Source organism: Staphylococcus aureus (assembly GCF_001027105.1).
Classification (GTDB): Bacteria; Bacillota; Bacilli; order Staphylococcales; family Staphylococcaceae; genus Staphylococcus; species Staphylococcus aureus.
Genome location: NZ_CP011526.1, coordinates 2,546,379 through 2,562,687 on the forward strand (window position 1 = coordinate 2,546,379; position 16,309 = coordinate 2,562,687).

19 protein-coding genes are annotated in these 16,309 nt (G+C 33.9%); 5 read left to right on the top strand and 14 right to left on the bottom strand.

What is annotated here, in order from left to right; all coding sequences use genetic code 11:
- The first annotated feature begins 125 nt into the window (after window positions 1-125).
- Entirely contained in the window at window positions 126-617 is a 492-nt protein-coding gene (locus AA076_RS12985; RefSeq protein ID WP_000621927.1) for a GNAT family N-acetyltransferase, read from the top strand.
- A gap of 437 nt (window positions 618-1,054) precedes the next feature.
- Here AA076_RS12985 and AA076_RS15715 read toward each other — a convergent pair whose 3' ends face one another.
- From AA076_RS15715 to AA076_RS13010, 5 genes are all read right to left on the bottom strand, one after another.
- Window positions 1,055-1,225, bottom strand: coding sequence for a hypothetical protein (locus tag AA076_RS15715; RefSeq protein ID WP_001549802.1), 171 nt, complete (start codon window positions 1,223-1,225; stop codon window positions 1,055-1,057).
- A 61-nt stretch (window positions 1,226-1,286) separates the two neighbouring features.
- Entirely contained in the window at window positions 1,287-1,385 is a 99-nt protein-coding gene (locus tag AA076_RS15720) for a hypothetical protein (RefSeq protein ID WP_001789909.1), read from the bottom strand.
- An 18-nt stretch (window positions 1,386-1,403) separates the two neighbouring features.
- Complete coding sequence (gene sdaAA / locus AA076_RS13000) at window positions 1,404-2,303, bottom strand: L-serine ammonia-lyase, iron-sulfur-dependent, subunit alpha (protein ID WP_000460421.1); 900 nt, start codon at window positions 2,301-2,303, stop codon at window positions 1,404-1,406.
- A gap of 13 nt (window positions 2,304-2,316) precedes the next feature.
- Entirely contained in the window at window positions 2,317-2,997 is a 681-nt protein-coding gene (gene sdaAB, locus AA076_RS13005; protein ID WP_001140234.1) for an L-serine ammonia-lyase, iron-sulfur-dependent subunit beta, read from the bottom strand.
- Window positions 2,998-2,999: 2 nt separating this feature from the next.
- Window positions 3,000-4,043: a PTS sugar transporter subunit IIC gene (locus AA076_RS13010; protein ID WP_000353634.1), complete on the bottom strand. Its 1,044-nt coding sequence runs from the start codon at window positions 4,041-4,043 to the stop codon at window positions 3,000-3,002.
- 550 nt (window positions 4,044-4,593) lie between these two features.
- Here AA076_RS13010 and AA076_RS13015 point away from each other — a divergent pair.
- Together AA076_RS13015 and AA076_RS13020 are read left to right on the top strand one after the other, a co-directional pair.
- A complete protein-coding gene (locus AA076_RS13015) occupies window positions 4,594-4,797 on the top strand; it encodes a hypothetical protein (RefSeq protein WP_001177186.1) in 204 nt (67 codons plus the stop codon).
- 182 nt (window positions 4,798-4,979) lie between these two features.
- Window positions 4,980-5,915, top strand: coding sequence for a DMT family transporter (locus tag AA076_RS13020; protein WP_011447074.1), 936 nt, complete (start codon window positions 4,980-4,982; stop codon window positions 5,913-5,915).
- Between the two features lie 81 nt (window positions 5,916-5,996).
- Here the strand turns inward: AA076_RS13020 and AA076_RS13025 are convergent, their stop codons facing one another.
- The 8 genes from AA076_RS13025 to cidR all read right to left on the bottom strand — a co-directional run bounded on the left by AA076_RS13025 (window position 5,997) and on the right by cidR (window position 14,595).
- A complete protein-coding gene (locus AA076_RS13025; RefSeq protein WP_001228162.1) occupies window positions 5,997-6,965 on the bottom strand; it encodes an alpha/beta hydrolase fold domain-containing protein in 969 nt (322 codons plus the stop codon).
- A gap of 132 nt (window positions 6,966-7,097) precedes the next feature.
- Window positions 7,098-7,442: a thioredoxin family protein gene (locus AA076_RS13030; RefSeq protein ID WP_000240662.1), complete on the bottom strand. Its 345-nt coding sequence runs from the start codon at window positions 7,440-7,442 to the stop codon at window positions 7,098-7,100.
- A 41-nt stretch (window positions 7,443-7,483) separates the two neighbouring features.
- Window positions 7,484-7,894, bottom strand: coding sequence for an acyl-CoA thioesterase (locus tag AA076_RS13035; protein ID WP_000206033.1), 411 nt, complete (start codon window positions 7,892-7,894; stop codon window positions 7,484-7,486).
- Between the two features lie 379 nt (window positions 7,895-8,273).
- Entirely contained in the window at window positions 8,274-10,340 is a 2,067-nt protein-coding gene (ptsG, locus tag AA076_RS13040) for a glucose-specific PTS transporter subunit IIBC (protein ID WP_000473675.1), read from the bottom strand.
- A 300-nt stretch (window positions 10,341-10,640) separates the two neighbouring features.
- Window positions 10,641-12,380: a pyruvate oxidase gene (locus AA076_RS13045; protein ID WP_001062658.1), complete on the bottom strand. Its 1,740-nt coding sequence runs from the start codon at window positions 12,378-12,380 to the stop codon at window positions 10,641-10,643.
- Window positions 12,381-12,426: 46 nt separating this feature from the next.
- Window positions 12,427-13,116, bottom strand: coding sequence for an LrgB family protein (locus AA076_RS13050; protein ID WP_001001019.1), 690 nt, complete (start codon window positions 13,114-13,116; stop codon window positions 12,427-12,429).
- Window positions 13,109-13,504 carry a holin-like murein hydrolase modulator CidA gene (gene cidA, locus AA076_RS13055; RefSeq protein ID WP_000549734.1) on the bottom strand — a complete coding sequence of 132 codons (396 nt, stop codon included), beginning with the start codon at window positions 13,502-13,504 and terminating at the stop codon, window positions 13,109-13,111. Before cidA ends, AA076_RS13050 begins: the two co-directional genes overlap by 8 nt.
- Window positions 13,505-13,716: 212 nt before the next feature.
- Window positions 13,717-14,595, bottom strand: coding sequence for a cidABC operon transcriptional activator CidR (cidR, locus tag AA076_RS13060; protein ID WP_000351761.1), 879 nt, complete (start codon window positions 14,593-14,595; stop codon window positions 13,717-13,719).
- 166 nt (window positions 14,596-14,761) lie between these two features.
- On the opposite strand from cidR, the gene AA076_RS13065 reads away from it, so the two are divergent.
- Both AA076_RS13065 and AA076_RS13070 read left to right on the top strand, forming a co-directional pair.
- Complete coding sequence (locus tag AA076_RS13065) at window positions 14,762-14,980, top strand: sterile alpha motif-like domain-containing protein (RefSeq protein ID WP_000011687.1); 219 nt, start codon at window positions 14,762-14,764, stop codon at window positions 14,978-14,980.
- Between the two features lie 389 nt (window positions 14,981-15,369).
- The gene (locus AA076_RS13070) at window positions 15,370-15,801 is read left to right on the top strand and encodes a CHAP domain-containing protein (protein ID WP_000455861.1); all 432 of its coding nucleotides are present in this window, start codon (window positions 15,370-15,372) and stop codon (window positions 15,799-15,801) included.
- Between the two features lie 264 nt (window positions 15,802-16,065).
- On the opposite strand, the gene AA076_RS15725 is transcribed toward AA076_RS13070, so the two are convergent.
- The gene (locus AA076_RS15725; RefSeq protein WP_001791767.1) at window positions 16,066-16,170 is read right to left on the bottom strand and encodes a hypothetical protein; all 105 of its coding nucleotides are present in this window, start codon (window positions 16,168-16,170) and stop codon (window positions 16,066-16,068) included.
- Window positions 16,171-16,309 lie beyond the last annotated feature (139 nt).

Genomic DNA, 16,309 nt, shown 5'->3' on the forward strand with positions numbered 1-16,309 from the left:
AAATGACTCATAGCAATTCATTTTATACTATAAAATTTACATGTATACTTTTACGTTAGATTTCATTACACATATTTGCATTCAAATAACGAAACGCTTTTAATAATTACTAAGGGGGAATTGATATGATTAGATACGCTAAAAAAGAGGATTTAAACGCTATATTAGCGATATACAATGATGCCATTATCAATACTACAGCTGTTTATACTTATGAACCACAAACCATAGACGAACGTGTCGCATGGTTTGAAACGAAACAACGTAAGCATGAGCCTATCTTTGTATTTGAGGAAAATGGAAGTGTCTTAGGGTTTGCGACGTTCGGTTCATTTAGACCTTGGCCAGCATACCTATATACAATCGAACATTCTATTTATGTCGATGCTTCAGCTAGAGGAAAAGGTATTGCTAGTCAATTACTACACCATTTAATTGTGGAAGCAAAAGCTAAAGGTTATCGTGCGCTAGTTGCAGGCATTGATGCTTCCAACAAAGCGAGTATTCAGTTGCATCAAAAGTTTGCTTTTAAGCATGCCGGCACACTGACCAATGTAGGTTTTAAATTTAATAGATGGTTAGATTTAGCATTTTACGAATTAGATTTACAAGACTAGTAATGTTTGAATCACATAATATAAACAAGACAACCATGTTAATTCCCTTAACATAACAAGCCAACATATAAAATTTTAAACTTCTCAGGGGAGTGGGACAGAAATGATAAAGAGCCACTAATGATTTATTATGTAGTGGTTCTTACACATTAGCCACAGCTAATGTGTACTTAAAAATAGGAATACATGAGTAAAACTCATGCATAAGAAATACTAATTTCTATAGAAAAAGTATTTCTTTATCGTCGTCCCACCCCAACTCGCACATTATTGTAAGCTGACTTTTCGTCAGCTTCTGTGTTGGGGCCCAAAAAGCTTGTTACAAGCGCATTTTCGTTCAGTCAACTACTGCCAATATAACTTTGTAGAGCATATTACATTGATTTACATTGTCCCTTTTATTTATTCTTTTCAAATACTATCCCCATAGCTTTGATTTAACGCTTTTTCTCAATAACAAAACGAATATAGTAGAACATGAAAACGATAATCATGCTGAGCGATAAAGATTTAAATAATAGATTGACCCACGTTCCCTCAGTCGTATATCCATATGTAATCGTTGTGTTAATGATGAATGCTATAAAGATGATTGATAGTCTTAGCATATCATCACTCCTTTTAAGTTATTTTAGATATACGGGGGCGCTTTTGCAATCACTATTTTGATTAGTATGCATTTTCCATAAATCTTTCAACTTCTTCAGAGATAATTAAGAAGCATCTATCTGGTACTAATGATCCAGACAGATGCTTCTTTTTTATCAATATTTTATTGTTATCTCATTAATTATTTTTAACCATATCTTCAGCTGTGCCAAAGATTTTACGTTTAATTGCTTCGCCAGTTGGTGTGCCTGCTAGTCCACCCAATCCAGTTTCACGTAATGATGCAGGAAGGTTACGACCAACCTTATCCATTGCTTCAATAACTTCATCAACAGGGATTCTACTTTCAATACCTGCTAATGCTAAATCTGCTGAAATTAAAGCGTTACCCGAACCAATTGCATTTCTCATAACACAAGGAATTTCAACAAGTCCGGCTACTGGATCACAAACTAAACCTAATAAATTACTTATCGCTAATGCCATAGCGTGCCCGGATGCTTCTGGTGATCCTCCGAATATAGCTACTGCTGCAGCTGCGGCCATTGCAGATGCTGAACCAACTTCAGCTTGGCAGCCACCTGTTGCACCAGCTACACTTGCATTGTTTGCTACGACACGCCCAAACAATGCTGAAGTGAATAAGAAATCAATCATTTGCTCTTCTGTTAAATCATGTGTTTTTTCTAATTTAAAAAGTGCACCGGGAATGGTACCCGAGGAACCAGCTGTTGGCGTTGCACAAATAATACCCATCGCAGCATTGACTTCATTTGTTGCAATGGCACCTTTGACTGCGTCAATCATTTCATATCCAGACAAAGCATGATGTGTTTCATTATAATCACGTAGTTTAGCAGCATCATGACCAGTGTAGCCCGTTACACTTTCAACCCCATCACCTGTCGTCCCTTTGATTACTGCGTCTCGCATGACATCTAAATTTTGTTTCATTTGCGCTCGCACTTCATCACGTGATTTACCGCTTAATTCCATTTCTTCTTTAACCATGATATCCGCAAATGACATATTATTTTCTACGGCATAATCTATAGTCTCTCTAATTGAATCAAACATGTTTATTCCCCCTCTAATTTATATAGGAAACGTTTACGTCACTGTATTTCTCTTTAATTGTATTTAATGTTGATTCTGAGATTGCTTTATTTAATGGTATTACAACCAAGCATTTATCTTCATCTATCTTAATAAATTCATCTTTACAGTCTAATTTCATATCGTTGATATCATTGATGAAATGATTTACTTGTGCTTTAGTCATATTTCCGTCAACAACTAAAATTGGTAATCCATGATTTAAATCTACTTCTAGTCCATTTATATGAATACCTTTAATTTTAATTGTACCACCACCGATTGAAATACCGATAATTTCAATGTAGCGACCATCATTACGAGATGATTTGATATAAGCACAGTTTGGATGTTGACCAATACTATCGCCTTCTTCTTCGATGATATCTATTTTAATACCATCATCAGCTGCAATTTCTAATGAAGATTTAATTCGGTTATCAAATGTTGAATATCCCATTGCTCCACCCACAATAGCGACATCTGTACCATGTCCTTGGTGTGTTTGAGCAAATGATTCATAATAATGTATTTCAATATTTTTAGGAATATCTCCCAATATTGCGCGTGCTGAATTCCCAATCTTTACTGCACCAGCCGTATGAGAACTTGAAGGGCCCATCATAACTGGTCCGATAATATCGAAAGCACTTTGATAATCATAGCTCTTTGCCATAATTAAACACTCTCCTTAATATGATTCTTTTTGCTCGGCATTTTAAAGTTGATATTCATTAAATTAAACTTATTAATTAGTGTTCCAATAATATAGGCTAAGACAATGCTGACAATAATCACTGTTGCGATTGTTACAATTGATGTCACTGCATTATTAAAGCCAAACAATACGATGGCGCCTGCAATTGGTGTTGCCATACCTTTGACACCTATTACTAGTCCGCTAAATGTCACGATACATGCGTTGACGACCCCAATCAGTGCATTTGTACCATATAGTTGTACTGGATATTGCGCTATTAAATCAATTTGCGTCAATGGCTCAATACAAACTGCAAATGCTTTTGACGGTCCACCAATGTTTAATTTTCGGAATAAAATAAGGTTAACAAATGAGCTACCTGTACATGTTAGTGCTCCAATAGCCATAGGAACACCTGTCAGTCCTAATAAACTTGTTAATACCATTGAACTTAGCGGTGTCATACCTGTAACAGGAATCACTAGTCCTAAAATGACCGCTAATGCATATGGATTGTTATCACCTACCGCAGTGACAGCACTACCTATTTGTTTTAATGTTGCTAGCACACCAGGTGTAATGATTGATGCAAGTCCGAAAGCAATTGCTGGTGCAAATAAGATCACCACAATTAAGTCCAAGCCTTCTGGAACTTTCTTTTCAATCCATTTAATTAAAAAAGCTACGCCATAAGCTGCGATGAATGCTGGTAATAATTTAAAGTCATGTAATACTAAACCAACAATGACCGCAAATACTGGTGCAACGCCTAAGTTTAAGCACGTTAGAATACCTACTGCGATACCGCTTAAACTTCCTGCTAAATCCCCAATATCTTGTAGAAATTTAATATCAAATACGCCACCAATAGCATAACTTAAGAATGCTTGTGGTAGAAATGTCGCACAAGCTGCACCGGATAATGCTTGTAGTCCTTGTTTACCGTACGGTGCATACTTTAAAAATAGCGTCATGATCACTAAAACCAAGACTAATGTGCCTACACCTAACAGAATATCCATTTCCCAAAAACCTCTCTCTATGTTTATTTTATTTTCAGACCATAAACATCGTACACCCTTAAGAAAACGTTTTCAACTTTTATCTGTTATCAAATCAAATATTTAAGTGAAATATTTCATATTTGTGAAAGATTTTTAAAATGGATTGTTTCAAAAACTACTTATGTTGTCGTTAATATTTACTAATTAACTTTTTACTCTATATTTCAAACAGTTGTGTGACAGTTTTTTGATAACTTTTTTACATCTGAAAGTAAGTAATATTTCTAAAAACTTTTAATATTCATACACTTTATCTTTCGAGCTATTTATTTTTTGTTTTTGTGCTGTGTTTATAAAACCGCACACTATATTCAAAAATAACTTATTACACATATATTTGCAATAAGATAATTAAAGTAGGATATTATTTTTAGTTTTCTGATAGGAATGATGATAGTCTATAGGTTGAATCTTTACTTTTTTTTAAAGCTAAATTTACATCAACTTAACAATGGTTGGTTATACTGAAGATGAAAATATTTAGTATAACTTAGTGGAGGCGATAAAGGTGCAATTGAGTCATTCCGTTAAAGTTGCAATTTCTATCTATTTAGCACTTATCTTTATAACGTTCACTTCTTATTTAGTCATTATTTTATATACGAGTATGACTGGACATGATGTATCACATTTCGTGTTAGATAGTCAGCATTCTCATCATGGATCTCTTACGCAAAAACATTTGAGTCTTCCTGAAATCTCATTTAAATAGTTTATCCTCTGTGTTTCAACATTCATTTCCCATATCGATTCATTTATCTATCATCTAGACCACTACATCTTAGATGATTTTTTTATTTTCTCATTTCACTCTTTCTTAAAAGTCGATATAATGAATTAAATCATTATCATACACCGACATATTTTATGTTGTTGGTGTTAAGTTTTAAAGGGGTGAGATACTTGGCGAATAATCATTCAGCTTTGCGTTTAAAAGGAATTATACTTGCCATTGTCGGTGCTTGTTTATGGGGATTAGGTGGTACTGTTTCTGATTTCTTGTTCAAATATAAGAATATTAATGTCGATTGGTACGTCACTGCTCGACTTGTAGTCAGTGGTGTTTTCTTACTTATTATGTACAAAATGATGCAACCCAAACGTTCAATATTTAGCGTATTCCAAGATCGACGTATGTTAGGCAAATTACTTATCTTCAGTATACTGGGCATGTTAGTAGTACAATATGCTTATATGGCATCTATTAATACAGGTAATGCTGCGATTGCAACATTACTACAATACATTGCGCCAGTTTATATTATTATTTGGTTTGTCATAAGAGGCGTTGCAAAACTAACATTATTTGATGTGCTTGCTATTATCATGACACTATTAGGAACATTTTTATTATTAACAAATGGTTCATTTTCTAATTTAGTCGTCAATCCTGCAAGTTTATTCTGGGGTATTTTAGCTGGTGTAGCACTCGCTTTTTACACAATTTATCCTTCAGACCTACTTAACCGCTTCGGTTCGATTCTAATTGTCGGGTGGGCAATGCTTATTTCTGGTGTTGCGATGAATTTACGCCATCCAATTTGGCACATTGATATCACTAAATGGGACATATCAATTATATTATTTTTAATCTTTGGTATTATCGGTGGTACCGCACTCGCATTTTATTTCTTTATCGACAGTTTACAATACATATCAGCGAAAGAAACAACATTATTCGGAACTGTTGAACCTGTCGTAGCCGTTATCGCAAGCAGTCTATGGTTACATGTGGCATTCAAACCATTTCAAATCGTAGGCATCATTCTTATTATGATTTTAATTTTATTACTATCACTTAAAAGACAACCTGAAACATTAGATGAATAAGAAAACTCTGATAATCACTTTAGCAAGTAACTATTATTTAACAACGTAGTTACCTTATAGGTGATATCAGAGTTTTTTATTTTAGTTAATAATATTTTTCACTTGGTATAAAAAGCGTCGTCGCTCTGGTATCGGAAATACTGGATAAATATGGAATTGGTAATATCCAGGTATAAAGTCATGTTCGATACCTTTCGCACTCAACAATTGCGATAAGTTCAAAGCATCTGGGTACAGTACTTCTTTTGTACCAACAGTTAATGTAATACGACCTAAACCATCTAAGTCACCATTAATTGGTGATACTTTGTAGTTATCTAAAGGTGTGTCCCCTGCCCATTGTTCAGCTAAGAACACACTGCCATCCACACCTACCATTGGGTCTTTCTTTAAGTAGTCAGGAATTTCAGGATGCTGCATCGTTGCATCTAAAACTGGTGAAATTAATACAATATGTCCTGGTTGCACAATATGTTTTTCTTTTAACAATTGAGCAAATGATAAAGCAATTTGACCGCCCGCAGAGTCACCCATTACAACGATTTGTTTAGAATCTGCTACTTGATTCAATAAATCATGGTACAACTTTTCAAAAAGCACATACGTCGCTTGATAATCTTGATGCGGAATCTTCGGATATACTGGCATGATGACTTTAGCATTGAGTGTTTCTGCAAGTTCATCAATAAATTCGAAATGAATTTTGAGTGGGTCTTGGAACCATGCGCCTCCATGTGCATATAATACAACGCGTTGATGCTTATCTTGTTTATCGTTAACGGTATAAACGGTTGAACCGAAGTGCTTATCCACTTTTACTGGCATCTTAAACTGATAATTGGTTCCCTCATATTCGCCTGCTGTCTGTGGCGCCATTTTTTCTAATGCTTTCATCGCTTCTTCTTTATACATAAAACGACGCTTAGCTCTAGATAATCGTATACCTTGTTCTAACATATAACTTTTCACACTGCGTTTTTCTTTAATTCTAATATGTGCGTATGCTGCAACTAAAAATCCAAACGCAAGTGTAGACCATTTTTTACGCATTTGTCGTCACTCCTCTTTGATGATTTCTACTATAGTTCTACTGTACCATGCTGATTCTAATTACTACCAATATTTACTGGGAAATAAGTTATGATGTCTACATAATCTTAGCAATGCTAATCATTTGCGATATTAATGCTCATCGACATCGTTATTTACACTATCATTCATTTGCTTAAGATGATGTTCAAAACGTTGCATATCGATAAAACGCCCTTGACGATGCATTTCTTTTCCATTCATAAAAATTAAATCCACAGGTACAGTGAAAATATTTAATTCTCCAGCAATAGCTTCCACCTGACTTTGATTAATCACAGCTAATGGCACATTGGGATATGATTGCATCAAGTCTTCAATTTGTGGTAAAACGGCATGACACACGCTACACTGATCGCGCATGACATGTACAACTGCTAACGGATATTGATGAATAAATTCACGGAATGCTTCGACACTATTTAATTGCTTAACCATTTCGAACACCTTCTTACTTTTTATATTTTAAAATGAAGTCATTATTTTGTTGCTAAAATGTCTTGAAACACTTGTGGCACAGAGGTTATCTTCTTATCACTCAATCTGTAAAAACCGCCTGTCTGTGTACCAATACAATGCACGCCATGTGCGGACACAATTTCAAACTGAAACACCCATTTCATCTTGCTTGCTTTAACTAAGTAAATACGACCTACTGGTTTGTCATGTATTGTGACAGGTACTTTATACTCTGCTTCCGTTTTCATAAGTATAGGTGAAATGCCTTGATTGATCATTGTTGAGTAATTCATGTGCTGATTAATAAACGCTGTTCTCAAATCTTCGAACCATCTAATATAAACGATATTACTAACGACACCCATCGCATCAATGTCGTAACCATTCACTTCGATTTCTTTCTCTGCAACTAATAGACCTTCTGTTGTCATAATGACAAATCTCCTTATCTTACAAATAGATTTAAAATCATGTTAATTTATTTTTATTACTTTCATGATAAAAATACAAGCAATTGAACTTTATTACGGAAAATCAAACTTTTCAATGAGACTATTAATTTGGCTAGTCGCGAAGATGCATTTTTCTAAAATGTGACAAAAACATAAGCAATGTTTTCTATATCTAACACTAATATTTAACTTATTATCATCAACACACCTGCTATACATCATTGCGCACTAAAAAGGCAGTAGCTTCATTTTAAGCTACTGCCTTTTGTAACGTATTCTCTTTCAACTCGCTACTTCGCATACGCACTACGAATGACTAAAAGTTCATTCATTTGATATGCTGTTTCATTTTTAATCATTATTTGACTGTCATAATTAGCTTACCTGGATCAGCATCTTGTACATCTTCAATGACAAGTTCTTTATTTTCAAGATTTGTAATAATCATTGGTGTAACGATGCTTGGTGCGTGTGCTTTCAAGTATGCTAAATTCACTTTCATTAATGGTTGACCTTGTGTTACTTTTTCATCAACGTTAATCAGACTTTCGAATCCTTCACCATTCAGTTTCACTGTATCGATACCAATATGAATAAGTACTTCGACGCCACTTTCAGATTCTAATCCTATCGCATGTTTCGTAGGGAAGATTGTTTTCACTGTACCATCAAACGGTGCTACAATTTCACCTTTTTCAGGGATAAAGCCAACACCATCACCCATCATTTTACCAGCGAATACTTGATCAGGTACTTCTGATAATGGAATGATTTGACCGATACCTGGTGCATAGATGTCTGTTGTTCCAAGTGCTTCTACGTGAACTGGTTCATCTGACATTTCTTCAGTCACTGTCGTTTCACTTGGTTTCGTAATTTCACCACTCATAATCTTGGCCATATCATGTTTAATTTGATCTGATTTTGGACCAAAGATAGCTTGCATATTGTTTCCAACTTCTAATACACCTGATGCGCCTAAAGCTTTAATACCTGCTACATCTACTTTTGATTTATCAACCACTTCTACGCGTAGACGTGTAATACATGCATCTAAATGTTTAATGTTTTCTTTTCCACCCATTGCATCTAAGACATCAAATGGTAATTTTGCGACACTAGAGTTACGAATTTCAGTTTCTTCATCTTCACGACCTGGTGTTTTCAATTTAAACTTACGAATTGCAAAGTCGAATAAGAAGTAATACACGATAGCATATACAATACCGACTGGAATAACTAATAATGCGTGTGAACGATCCCAGTTTAATAAACCATATAAAATATAATCTATGAAACCACCTGAGAATGTCATACCAATTTTAACGCCTAATAAATGCATTACTAAGAATGATGTACCAGCTAATAATACGTGAATTCCATAAAGTACTGGTGCTACAAATAAGAATGAAAATTCTAATGGCTCAGTGATACCAGTTAAAAATGCAGTTAATCCTGCTGATAACATTAAACCACCCACGACTTTTTTACGTTCTGGTCGTGCATTTTTATAAATAGCAAATGCCGCCGCTGGTAAACCAAACATCATAAATGGATATTTACCAGTAGTAAATGCACCAGCAGTAAATGGTACGCCATCTTTCAATTGTGCCATCCAAATACGTTGGTCACCACGAACCAATTCACCTGCGTGATTTGTATAACTTCCGAATTCAAACCAGAACGGTGAATAGAAAATATGATGTAAACCAAATGGAATTAATGAGCGTTCAATAATACCGAATATAAACGTTGTTAATGTTAAATTTTTATTTAATAAGAAATTCGATAAACTATTTAATCCATCTTGAATTGGTGGCCACGCAAAGCTTAAAAGCACACCTGTTGCGATTGCTACGACCGATGTCACAATCGGTACAAATCGTTTACCTGCAAAGAATCCTAAAAATGGTGGTAGTGTAATATTATAAAATTTGTTGTAACACCATGCGGCTAAAGCACCCATGATAATACCACCAAACACACCCGTTTGTAACGTTGGAATACCTAATACTAAAGCATGTGCTGGTTCTTTCGCTGCTTGACTTAATTCTTTTGCCCCTTTGGCATATGAGAAAATGTCATCAATTGTAATGTGCAACACTTTCCCCATTGTTGCATTCATAATTAAGTAACCTACTAGCGCTGCTAATGCTGCAACACCGTCTCCTCCTGCTAATCCAAGTGCTGTACCAACTGCAAATAATAATGGCAAGTTATCAAATACAACTTGTCCTGCTGCTTCCATGACCGACGAAATCATTACAATGATATCGTTTTTTAACCATGGTGCAATTTCTACTAATTGTTCGTTGTGCATTGCGTTACCAAACGCTAATAAAATACCAGCTGCTGGTAAAATCGCAACAGGTAACATTAATGCTTTACCGATACGTTGCAATTGTCCAAACAATTTCTTAAACATATAAACATCCCCTATCTCAATTTCCGCTTCCATGTACAAAAAAAGCAGGCATGAACAAACAAGACTATTCTCATAGTGCGGTTGTTTGCTCATGCCTGCATTACCAGTAACACGCAAGTGATATCTAATTCATAGCTATTATACATATTTGTAAAAGCGTTTTCAACAACTTTTTCACAATTTTATCATCAATTCAGTACGATCATTTGTGATAAATAAACAAAACGGCAATTCCCATTTTGTTGAAATAGAAATTACCGTTTTTATAGTTCAATTCAATTGTGATAACCTTTAAATCAGTTATAAGAAACGTTTTGCTGCCACTGAAATTGGTGGAATTTGATCTAAATCTAAATGTTTATCTTCAGTAATTGATCTAAATGCCCACTTACCATAACCAAGCGCTTCTTCATTTACAATTTTACCTGGTAATGGCGCAGCATTAGGATCAACATATACATCTACAATCGTTGGTACATCTTGTGCTAATGCCTCTTCGACTATAGCATCTACTTCGCTAGCACTCTTAATTGTATAACCTTTACCACCTGCTGCCTCAGCAAATTTTGCATGATCCATATCAGAAAAATCAACTGCATATTCTAATTCACCAGCTGCTTGTTGTTCATATTTAATAAATGCTAACTGTTTGTTATTAAGTACAAATACAGTTAAAGGTAAATCATATTGTACTGCTGTAGCGAAGTCTTGCATTACCATTTGGAATGCACCGTCACCAGCAATTGCGATGGCTTGTCTATTTGGATATGCAATTTTTGATGCAATTGCACCTGGAAGACCGCAACCCATTGTACCTAACCAACTTGAAATGATGAACTTGTTATTTACACCAAGGTTTAAGTATCGAGTTGACCAAACTGTTGCTGTACCTACATCTGCTGAAATCACTGCATCATCTTTAATAAATTTATTGATTGATGCCATTAATCGTTCTGGACGTAATGGTTTACTATTATTATTTTTATCTTGTTCCATCCATTTATCCCAAACCGCTTTACGTTCTAACGTTTTGTTTAAGAATGGTCTTTCAGCAACATGTTTAATATTTTCAGTTAACTGATGCAACGCAATTTTACTATCTCCAACAATTCCTACATTAATATTGAAACGATGTCCGATATTTTTAGGATTTGTGTCAATTTGAATGGCTTTAATATTTTTCTTAGGTAAGTAATCCACATATGGATAGTTTGTACCAACCATAATTAATAAATCCGCTTCCTGCATTGTTTGATAAGATGTTTTGGTACCGATTTTACCTAAGTTACCGATACTATATGGATGATCATCCGGCAAGATTGTTTTAGCTGGTAATGAATGAATGACAGGAATTTTAGCCATTTCAATAAATTCACGTAGCTCATCTTTCGCATGTTTCGCACCTACACCAATTAACATGACAGGCTTTTTACTTTTATTAATTAGTTTAACCGCTTTTTTGATGTCTTTATATTTTGGTGATACTACTGTTGGTCTTGATGTATCTACTGGTTTATTCGTTGTATCTTTAATTTTTTCAGTTAATAAGTCGTTAGGACAAATAACAACAGCTACACCTTTTTGTTCATATGCCGTACGAATTGCTTCGTTAACGATTTCAAACACATTGTCACCTTTTTCAATTTGGTGATTATAAACGGCTACATCTTCACATAATTTTTGTAAATTTGTTTCTTGGAATGCTTTCGTTCCAAGTGCTGTACTATTCGTTTGTCCAGATAATATTAATTGCGGTACATTATCCATTTTGGCATCATACATACCATTTAATAAATGAATTAAACCAGGGCCACCGATACTTAATGCCACACCGATTTTACCAGTTAATTTTGTGTAACCAGCAGCCGCTAAGCTTGCTACTTCTTCATGACGTACATGATAAAATTTAAATTGATCTCTCACTGTACGTAAACTATCGACTACTGCGTCGATTGAGTCTCCTGGAATACCATACAAGTGATCTATATCCCATGCTTGTAATGCTTTAACTAATGCTTCATTTGCTTTTATTTTTGCCATTATTACTAATAGCCTCCCTTTCTGTCTATCATTTTAAATATCTAAATTAATAGAATAATAAAATTAGAACAGGTATTAACACTGAACTAATAACTGCAGTTAAAATCATCCCAATTGAACTAAATGCACCGGATTCAATATCCATTTCTAGTGCTTTAGCTGTGCCAAATGCATGTGACGCATTCCCATACGTTAATCCTTTGGCGATAGAAGATTCAAATCTTCCAAATCTTAATAACATCGAACCTAAAATACTACCGATTAAACCCGTTGTGATAATAAAAAGTACGGTCATCGTATCTGTACCACCTAGTTCATGTGACACTTCGATACCTACTGCGGCTGTTATAGATCGGGGCAATAACGTTACAATGACGTCTTTAGAATAGCCAAATGCTTTAAGTGTTAAGAACACTAACATGAAATTCAGCATGACGCCAGTTAATACACTTGCAAAAATGATAGAGACATTGTCTTTAATTTTCTCTCTATTTTTATAAAGTGGGTACGCTAAACATACGACCGTTGCGTTTAAAATATGGTTGATCCAACTGCCACCTTTCATATACCCGTTATAACTAATTCCAAAGATAAGTAAGACAAAAATAATTCCTAAAGATGCAATTAATGCTGGATTCAAAAATGGGTTCGGATATTTTTGTTGTAACCTTTTAGCGAAATAATATAAAACGACAGTCAACAAAATCATTAATAAGGCTTGCACGTAATCATTCATAAGCGTCTACACCTTTACGATGTTTATGTTTAACAGACATTTTTTCAGCAATATAACCTGAAGATAATGCAACGATACATGTTCCTATGATAATGACTGCGAAAAAGAGTATATAATTTAGCGTAATTTCGGAAGCAACATCCATAATACCTACAACTGACGGTATGAAGAAAAAGACCATCGTCTTTAATAAAAAGTTTGCACCGTCTTCTACCCAAGTTAGCGGTACAATCTTAAATTGTAATAGTAAATAAAATAAAAATAGACCAACAATACTGCCGGCTAAGGGAAGATGAAAAATCTTTTGAATTTCTGTGCCAATATAAGTAATCACAATGATGATTCCTAGTTGTAGTAGTAGTTTGATTATTAATTGGACTTTGTGCATGGCGCCATCCCTTTCTAAATATGTCTAAATTGTTACAATAACTATTATAAAGATGGCGTACACAATATAAAAATACTCTTTTTTTATAGTTTGTATTACTATTTTCTATGGAAACGCTCTCTAAATTTCACTTCATTTTCACAAAAAAACACTCATTATTTCAATGACCCACGTAATGATGCGCCTTAAATAATGAGTGCTTTATTAATATGTTAGCCTAAACGGTCTTTCAAAAATTCTATCCATTTCGTTGTGGCATGACTTAATTGTTTATCCTTCTTCCAAACAACACCTAATTCCCAATGTACATGAGCATCTTCAATGCGTAGCAGCTTCACATCTCCATTTAGTTGCTCTGAAATTGATGTTGGTAAAATACTAATACCTAATTCATTCGTAACTAAATCTTCTATAACATGCCATTGTGAAATTTGCGCTACAGTATTCGGAACAAAGCCAACGTTTTTAGCATTTTCAATAATTTTATCATTCAAGTAAAAGTCTTTATTAAATAAAATGAAGTCTTCACCTGCTAAATCTTCGAGTTTAACAGTTTCATATTTTGCGAGTCGATGCTCTCTGCTCACGATAAGTCGCAAATCTTCCTTATCTAGGGTAGTATAATCGAAAATATGATGATCGACTGGCAAAGTGGTCACGCCTATATCTACTTCATCATTGATAATTTGCTGTTCAATTGTTTTACCGCCATTTTCTATCAAATTATATGTAACATTTGGATATTGTTGATGGAATGCACCAAGAATATTGATAAGAATCTTCATATTCATGACTGCCGACATGCCCATGTTTATATGTCCTGTTTCCAGTCCATTCAAGCGTTCCATTTCAGATGGTAAATAATCATACAGTGCAACAATTTCTTTACTTTTCTCATAAAAAATTTGACCTGCATCGGTAAGAATTAAATGTCTTTTACTTCTATCAAATAAGGGCGTGCCCATTTCATTTTCAATATCTTTAATTGCTTTACTAATTGTAGGTTGTGCAATATATAATGATTTGGAAGCATTAGTCATGCCTCCTTGCTTAACGACTTCAATAAAATATTTCATATGTTTGATATCCACTAACATCATCCTAACTATTTCAACACGTTTATTTCATTATACACAACTTCTTAAACATTCAATAAATTTAGATTTATAAAATTGCTTTATAAAAAGTTTTATGTAAAATACACATTCTTTTATGGTATTATATTAATGGCTCAAGTATATTAATCGAGGTGAGGTATTGAGCTTTTACGAATTTATGCAAAGTTTTCTTGGTGATGACACACCATTAGGTGAATTGGTTGATTGGATTAATCAAGATAGCAATTTCCCTAGAGAAGTGAAGAGCCATAGTGAAATATTGTCATATTTTCGAACAAATCCATGTCCTGAAAGCATCTCAGTACCTGTAATTAAACGGGCACTATCAGTTTTCAACCAATTCACAAATGTACAATGATACATGAATACATGGAGTCACATCATCTCATGTTAGCGCTCTGATTGCAGGGCGCTATTTTTAATGTTATTGCTACATTTAGTATATTGTGATTGCTATTTTCTTTCAGTTATAGAACCACGTACCTTTTCTTTTAAATCATTTTATATTTTCCCACTAATATCCGCTGTTAATCAATCCTGACATCCTTGTATCACTATGACAATTAATTGTTAAATACATGAATTTCTACATTTTATGAAAAAATCCATTTTTATTACAATTCAACACTTTATATGACAACTTCATTACAGTTACTTTTATTGTTGATTGCTTACATTGTTTTCTAAAAAAAATTTGTTATCATAATTAACGTTGAATAAAGAAAAAAATTAACTTGGGAGATAAAAATGGAATATAAAAAGATACTAATTCGTTTATTAATTGCTTTTGCAGTACTTTTCTCAGCAGATTTCACTTATCAATCCGTCGAACAAACGCATCAATCGCATGCCGCAGTTAATTATTATAGTAAAAACCAATGTACATGGTGGGCATTTAAACGTCGCGCACAAGTCGGTAAACCTGTTTCTAATAGATGGGGCAATGCTAAAAATTGGTATTACAATGCACGTAAATCAAAATATGCGACTGGTCGTACACCAAGAAAATTTGCTGTCATGCAATCAACTGCAGGATATTATGGACATGTCGCAGTTGTTGAACAAGTATATAAAAACGGTAGTATTAAAGTTTCAGAATACAACTTTTATCGCCCATTAAAATACAATACACGTGTACTAAGCAAAAAGGCAGCACGTAACTTTAACTATATTTACTAATCAAAAAACTTCTATCACGAACGCTTCAATTTCCTGTATGCGTGTGATAGAAGTTTTTATTTTATGAAATTATATTATTACTTCTACAAATTTCAAATTGCCGTAATTGAACGTATATTTCTTCTTCAACTATTATTTCATCTTTAGCATAATCTATATATAAAATTTTATGCTATTATTTAAATAATTCGCTATAACTTAACATACGTTTTCGATATAAACCTTGTTCTAAATCTCAATAATTTTTTGCTGTTTTCATCGTCATTAGTTAAAAAAATAATTTAACTGAGTTTTTGAGACCTGTTTAAATTGATGACTCAAAACCTTTATCCCCTTTTCACTCGGTTTAATTGCTTTAATATTTAACACAGTCTCATTGTAATTTTGCTACTAAGTTTGAAATATTTCGATTCGAATGTGAAACATCATTTATTATTACTTTCGACAGCTAGAAAAATATTGTTAAACCAAAACTATAATTACCACTTTTATATAGAACTATATATAA